Source organism: Acidiphilium iwatense, from assembly GCF_021556475.1.
GTDB lineage: Bacteria > Pseudomonadota > Alphaproteobacteria > Acetobacterales > Acetobacteraceae > Acidiphilium > Acidiphilium iwatense.
In genome coordinates this window covers 1-5,302 of sequence record NZ_JAKGBZ010000096.1, presented here as the reverse complement: position 1 = coordinate 5,302, position 5,302 = coordinate 1, and the positions used below count along the sequence as shown (strand labels likewise).

Below are 5,302 nucleotides of genomic sequence, written 5' to 3'. Positions count from 1 at the left end.
GCAGCGACATCCATGCGAGTGCGGCCTATCGCGCGCATCTGGTCGGCGTGATGGCGCGCCGCGCGGTCGCCGCCTGCGGATGAATTTCTGCTCCAATCGTTGAGGTGCAGGGGCGGCGCAACCTGCCTCTGTTTCGTGAAATGATCATTCACCTCAACGACTGGCCCGGCGCGGGAGAGTTTGGCGGGGACGGGTTTGAGCACCTGTTCCATGCCAACGTCGATACATACTTTCGCATAACCAGCGGGTGGGTTATTCCGATGGCGCGATTTGTCCGAATTTCGTCTCTTGTAGGCATTTTTATCGATCTGTTACAGCTATAGCATCATGCCGTGTTCAATCAGGGGGAAACAGAAATGTCCGCTTCCAACAGCGCGCTCGTTGTGATCGATGCACAGGAATCATTCCGACATTGCCCTGACTACCGGGAGCAGGACGTCTCTGCGTTTGTTGCCCATCTTCAGAGGTTGGTCGATGGTGCGAAGACCGCCGGCATCCCGATCGTTCAGATCTTCCATGTCGAGGATAGCGGTCCCTTCGCGGAAACCTCCGGTTTCGTGACATCGTTTACACCGCTTATTGTTCAACCGGAAGTTATCTTCCACAAGCATCGCCACAGCGCCTTGGTCGGCACCGGACTCGACGTCTGGTTGACGATGCACGGCATCCGGCGCCTTATCGTATCAGGCATCCGCAGCGAGCAGTGTTGCGAGACTACAGTTCGCCACGCCTCAGACCTTGGTTACGCCGTTGATTATGTCAGCGAGGCGACGCTGACTTTTTCGATGACAGATGCAACAGGCAGGGAATGGGGCGCTGCCGAAATCCGAGCTCGCACCGAACTGGTGCTCGCAGAGCGCTTTGCCCGGATTGCTACGGTCGAAGATGCCTTGGCAGGGTGAGCGAAATAAATCGCCCATGGGACAGGGTGTGCGACCCACCGAGATTCCCGTCTATGTGGTAATACCACCGCGCGTCCTGCTGCTTGACGTGGCGGGACCAGTGGAAGTGCTACGCAAGGCTAATCTCGAGCAGACCGCCGTGCGCTTCGCCGTCTCCTATGTCAGCCCGTCGCCGGAAATCGGCAGTTCCATCGGCCTCGCTGTCGCGGGTATCGCGCCCTTGCCCAATCATTTACCGGACGGTGCGCTGGTTGTTGTCGCAGGCAGCGCGGATGTGCCACTCGGCACCCGATCGAGGAACCGGGATGAAGACATGGCTCGCGAGGCCGAGATCGTCGCTTGGCTGGGACGCACACCCCGCCCGGGCATAAAGCTTGTCTTGATCTGCTCGGGCGCGCTGCTAGCGGCGCGGGCGGGCCTTCTCGATGATCGCGATTGCACCACCCATCATGCCTGCATTGCCGAACTCGCGAGGATCGCGCCAAACGCCCGCGTGCTGGAAAACCGGCTCTATGTGGAGGACGGCGATCGTCTAACCAGCGCCGGTATTACCGCCGGGATCGACTTGATGCTCCACATCGTAGCTCGAATGGCCGGCGATGCATGCGCGCTTTCGATCGCGCGTTATCTCGTGGTCTATCTGCGGCGTAGTGCGGCCGACCCGCAGATCTCACCCTGGCTCCAAGGTCGCAACCACATCCATCCATCGGTACACCGCGCGCAAGATGCCGTCGCCACCGCTCCGGCGCGGGATTGGTCGGTTGAAACGCTTGCCCGCGTAGCGGCGACCAGTCCGCGTAACCTCTCGCGCCTCTTCAACGAGAATGCCGGGATGAGCATCACCGACTATGTGAATCGTATGCGAGTGGCGCTCGCATGGGAGCTTCTGACTAATTCCCGCCTCGACATTGAGACGGTCGCCGAGCGCGCGGGTTTCGCGTCAACGCGCCAGTTGCGTCGGGCCTGGACACGTCTGCACGATCTACCACCGAGCCGGCTGCGAGTAGCGGGTACAGAGCTGGCTGTCCAATGGCGGGTCGGACCAATCGGAAAGTGAAGATCAACCCGGGGGGACAAGTGTCAGCTTTTATGGACTCAATCGCACGATTTGGCGCGCATTTCATGATCGAACCGTCGGAGAATGAGTTCAATGCACAGTATTGATAGAATGCGACCCTGTCCCGGGCCAGATTGCGTGCCGCATTTGCCCACTTGCTTTACTGTCCCCATTGGATCTGTTGATACTCATGCGCATGTAATTGGCAGGCCACCCGCTTATCCTTTTGTTGCCTCGCGCAGTTATACACCGCCATCGGCCTCAACAGAGGCTTATATGGCCATGCTCGATGCAACAGGGATGACCTATGGAGTGCTGGTCCAAGTCAGCGTCCATGGAACGGACAACCGAGTTATGTTGGAAGCACTTGCCGCGAACCGGACCCGCTTGCGTGGCATTGCCGTTGTTCCCCCGGATTTGCCAGAGGCGACGTGGCGCTCGCTGAACGAGGCGGGCGTCGTGGGGCTTCGAATTAATACTTTGTTTGGTGGGGGAGTTGGTTTCAAGGATTTGGAACGCTACGAGGCAATTTGTGCAGAACTGTCCTGGCATTTGCAATTTCTAACTGACGTTTATACTTTGGCGCCCATTGCGACACGCATTTCCCGATTGCGGGTACCCTTTGTGATCGATCATATGGGGTACCTGCAAGCATCCGACGGTCTTGATTCATCTGGTACACGACTCATACTGGGCCTGTTAAACGATGGTGCATGGGTCAAACTATCCGGCGCATATCGATTGTCGGATGCACCACCCTATGCAGACACCATCCCGATCGCTCGTGCCCTGATCAAGGCGGCACCCGACCGCTGCATTTGGGGATCAGATTGGCCACATGTTGCCCATTGGAATGCCATGCCCAACGTGGGTGATTTGCTGGATCTACTTGCCGATTGGGCCCCAGAGCCAGAGGTTCGAGAGAATATTTTGGTTGCCAACTCAATCCGATTGTACGGTTTCCCACTACGAGACCAAAAATAATGTCCGCGCTCGTGGAGGAGATTCAGAATTCGTAATGGTGTGGGTTTGGGTGGTCATCGGATCGGTGGGGTATAATGGAGTTGCGAGACTTCGACCCGATGCTCATGAAGGGGCTCAAGGGTGATAGGAGCGTCCTGGCAACGCTGCCGTTCATTGGATGCGCAACGGCCGCTCGCCTACGTACCGAAAGGCCAGCAGAGCATGGTCTCGGCCGTCCTGCCCAGGCTTTCATCCAGCCGGGTCGCACCTCAGCCAGCCAGACCCTGCGTCATGTCGTCGACCAGCTCAGACTGAGGTCATGGCCGAACTCATCCCACCCTTGATCGACGCTCACCCAAAAATCTCAGGTAGTTCATTTCCAGCACCAGACATCCGGTGTATAGCTAAGTATGACTTACGGGCATGAGCAGGCATCGACAGACGGCCAGAGTGTGGTTGCCGAGGAGGACCAACTTCCGGGTCGTCGGCAGCGAGGAAGGTTCTGCAGGGGCGCCCAGCGGCGGCAAATCCGTTTGCGCTTGTCAAATGCGCTGGGCGCTTGACAGGCTCTGGGTCGGTGACGTGCTGGTGGTAAATGCGCTCGATTAGCTGGACACTCGGCCGCGACCTTCTCAATACTTTCGCCATGATGGCCTGCAGAATGATAGGATTTCGACCCTCTGACGACACATGGGGAGACACGATTATGCCGCACGATCATCTCATATTGGCGGTGCTCGGCGGCCTCGCAGGGTTCGAGCGTGAATTGATCCAGGCCAGGACCGTAGAGGGCCGGGAGCGAACCAAGGCTCGTGGCGTGAAAATGAGGCACAGGCGGGAGGCAGGTGATCCATGCGTCAGATCGCCCGGAACTACAAAGTCAGCTATAATCCGATCTCAAGGTTGCAAGCCCATGGCTGAGAGAAGCGTGATTGAAACCACCTACGCGGCACAGAGCCGGGTTGCAGGCCGCTCAATACTAAGAGATTACAGAGATGAGGCTTGGTTTGGACAAGGCTGTCGGCATATTGCTAGCGTGCCTGGAAACAATCTCGAGTAGAGGCAATGACAAGACCAGCAGTCATGACCTCGCCAACTATTCGTACGATTGCTGCAAGTGGGATAGTGGGATTTATAGAGAGCCTTGGATTTGAGGCGGACGTTATATTGCATAGTACTGAGGTCGAGAATTGTGATCTCGATGATCCGTTTGGCCGATTGCCGCTCGCTGTCTATTGTAATCTTCTTGAAGAGGCTTCTCGAAGAACAAATATGGAACGATTCGGACTTCACTTTGGTTTTGCCAGCGATATTCGTTTGCTTGGTGAAATTGGTAATCTCGTCAACTGTGTACCAACGGTTGGAACTGCACTTAGAGAACTTTGCCGTAATTTCTCCGGTTTACAAGAACAGTCTGAGTTGAGGCTTCGATTCGAAGGTGGATTGGCGCTTCTCGAATACCGTATTCGGGATGGGCGGATCGCGGACCGCCAGCAAGATTCTGAACTGACACTTGGAGTACTTCTCAATTTTTTGCGCAAGATGCTTGGCTCAAGCTTTGTACCAGAGGAAATTCGCTTTGAGCATATCGAGCCTGCTGATTGCCGTGAATATCATGCATCGTTTGGGGCAGAAGTCAGTTTTGTATCGGAACGAAATGCAATAATATTTCGTCCTAACGTTCTTGCCGCACGGATTCCACAAGCAGATCTTATACGTGGAGCACTGATTGATTCAACGATCAAAAATAAAAAACAAGTAAGATGGTCAAATAACCTCGTCGGTTTGGTATGCGATGAGATTCGGATTGGATTTGCTCGCGGTGATCTGACGCTCGCTACTGTTGCTCACAAAATCGGTATGAGCGAGAGTAGCCTTTACCGACATCTTTGCTATGAAGGAATAAATTTTGTCGATTTAGTGCGAGGTATTCGGCGCGAATTTGCTGTTAATTTATTAAATAAAGAACATATTTCTCTTGGTGAAATAGCTCTATTACTAGGTTATTCCGAACAAAGCGCATTTAGTCGAGCGTTCAAGAAATGGACGGGTGTTACGCCGTTGGACTACCGTAAGCAATGTCTGGCCGGACTTCCATTAGGGCTATCGCATTTGATCTGACTGGAATTGAGCGAGGAGTCTGGTCAGGCGCCGCCATCGACCGGTATGTCCGGGAGCTTGACCGCTTGGCGGAAGATCTCGAGGAACTTGATCGGGAGATCGCGAAGGGCGCGCTAGACGATCCTGCCGTGAAACATAAGCGCGAATTTCGGCGCACCTAGGCCGGGTGGCGGGCTGCTGGGAATAGGTGTCCACTTACGGGAGGTGGATACTTATGATGGAGCGGATTGGACCGCATGGTCTGGAAATAACGGGCGTG

At 55.3% G+C, this 5,302-nt stretch carries 6 protein-coding genes and 1 pseudogene; 6 read left to right on the top strand and 1 reads right to left on the bottom strand.

Annotation, left to right across the window (positions count from 1 at the left end):
- On the bottom strand, window positions 1–212 hold a 212-nt coding region (locus tag L2A60_RS19795; RefSeq protein WP_235706180.1), incomplete at its 3' end, for a hypothetical protein.
- A gap of 144 nt (window positions 213–356) precedes the next feature.
- Between L2A60_RS19795 and L2A60_RS19790 the strand changes: the two genes are divergently transcribed.
- From L2A60_RS19790 to qhpR, 6 genes and pseudogenes are all read left to right on the top strand, one after another.
- Window positions 357–902 carry an isochorismatase family protein gene (locus L2A60_RS19790; RefSeq protein WP_235706179.1) on the top strand — a complete coding sequence of 182 codons (546 nt, stop codon included), beginning with the start codon at window positions 357–359 and terminating at the stop codon, window positions 900–902.
- A 16-nt stretch (window positions 903–918) separates the two neighbouring features.
- Entirely contained in the window at window positions 919–1,959 is a 1,041-nt protein-coding gene (locus L2A60_RS19785; protein WP_235706178.1) for a GlxA family transcriptional regulator, read from the top strand.
- 138 nt (window positions 1,960–2,097) lie between these two features.
- Window positions 2,098–2,943: an amidohydrolase family protein gene (locus tag L2A60_RS19780; protein WP_235706177.1), complete on the top strand. Its 846-nt coding sequence runs from the start codon at window positions 2,098–2,100 to the stop codon at window positions 2,941–2,943.
- Between the two features lie 117 nt (window positions 2,944–3,060).
- Window positions 3,061–3,248: pseudogene (locus L2A60_RS21060) on the top strand (IS256 family transposase); the annotation flags it as partial.
- Window positions 3,249–3,517: 269 nt separating this feature from the next.
- Window positions 3,518–3,982 (top strand): recombinase family protein, encoded by a 465-nt coding sequence (locus tag L2A60_RS19775; protein ID WP_262313425.1) that lies wholly within the window; start codon window positions 3,518–3,520, stop codon window positions 3,980–3,982.
- A gap of 23 nt (window positions 3,983–4,005) precedes the next feature.
- Window positions 4,006–5,043, top strand: coding sequence for an AraC-like transcriptional regulator QhpR (gene qhpR / locus L2A60_RS19770; protein WP_235706176.1), 1,038 nt, complete (start codon window positions 4,006–4,008; stop codon window positions 5,041–5,043).
- The last annotated feature ends 259 nt before the right edge of the window (window positions 5,044–5,302 follow it).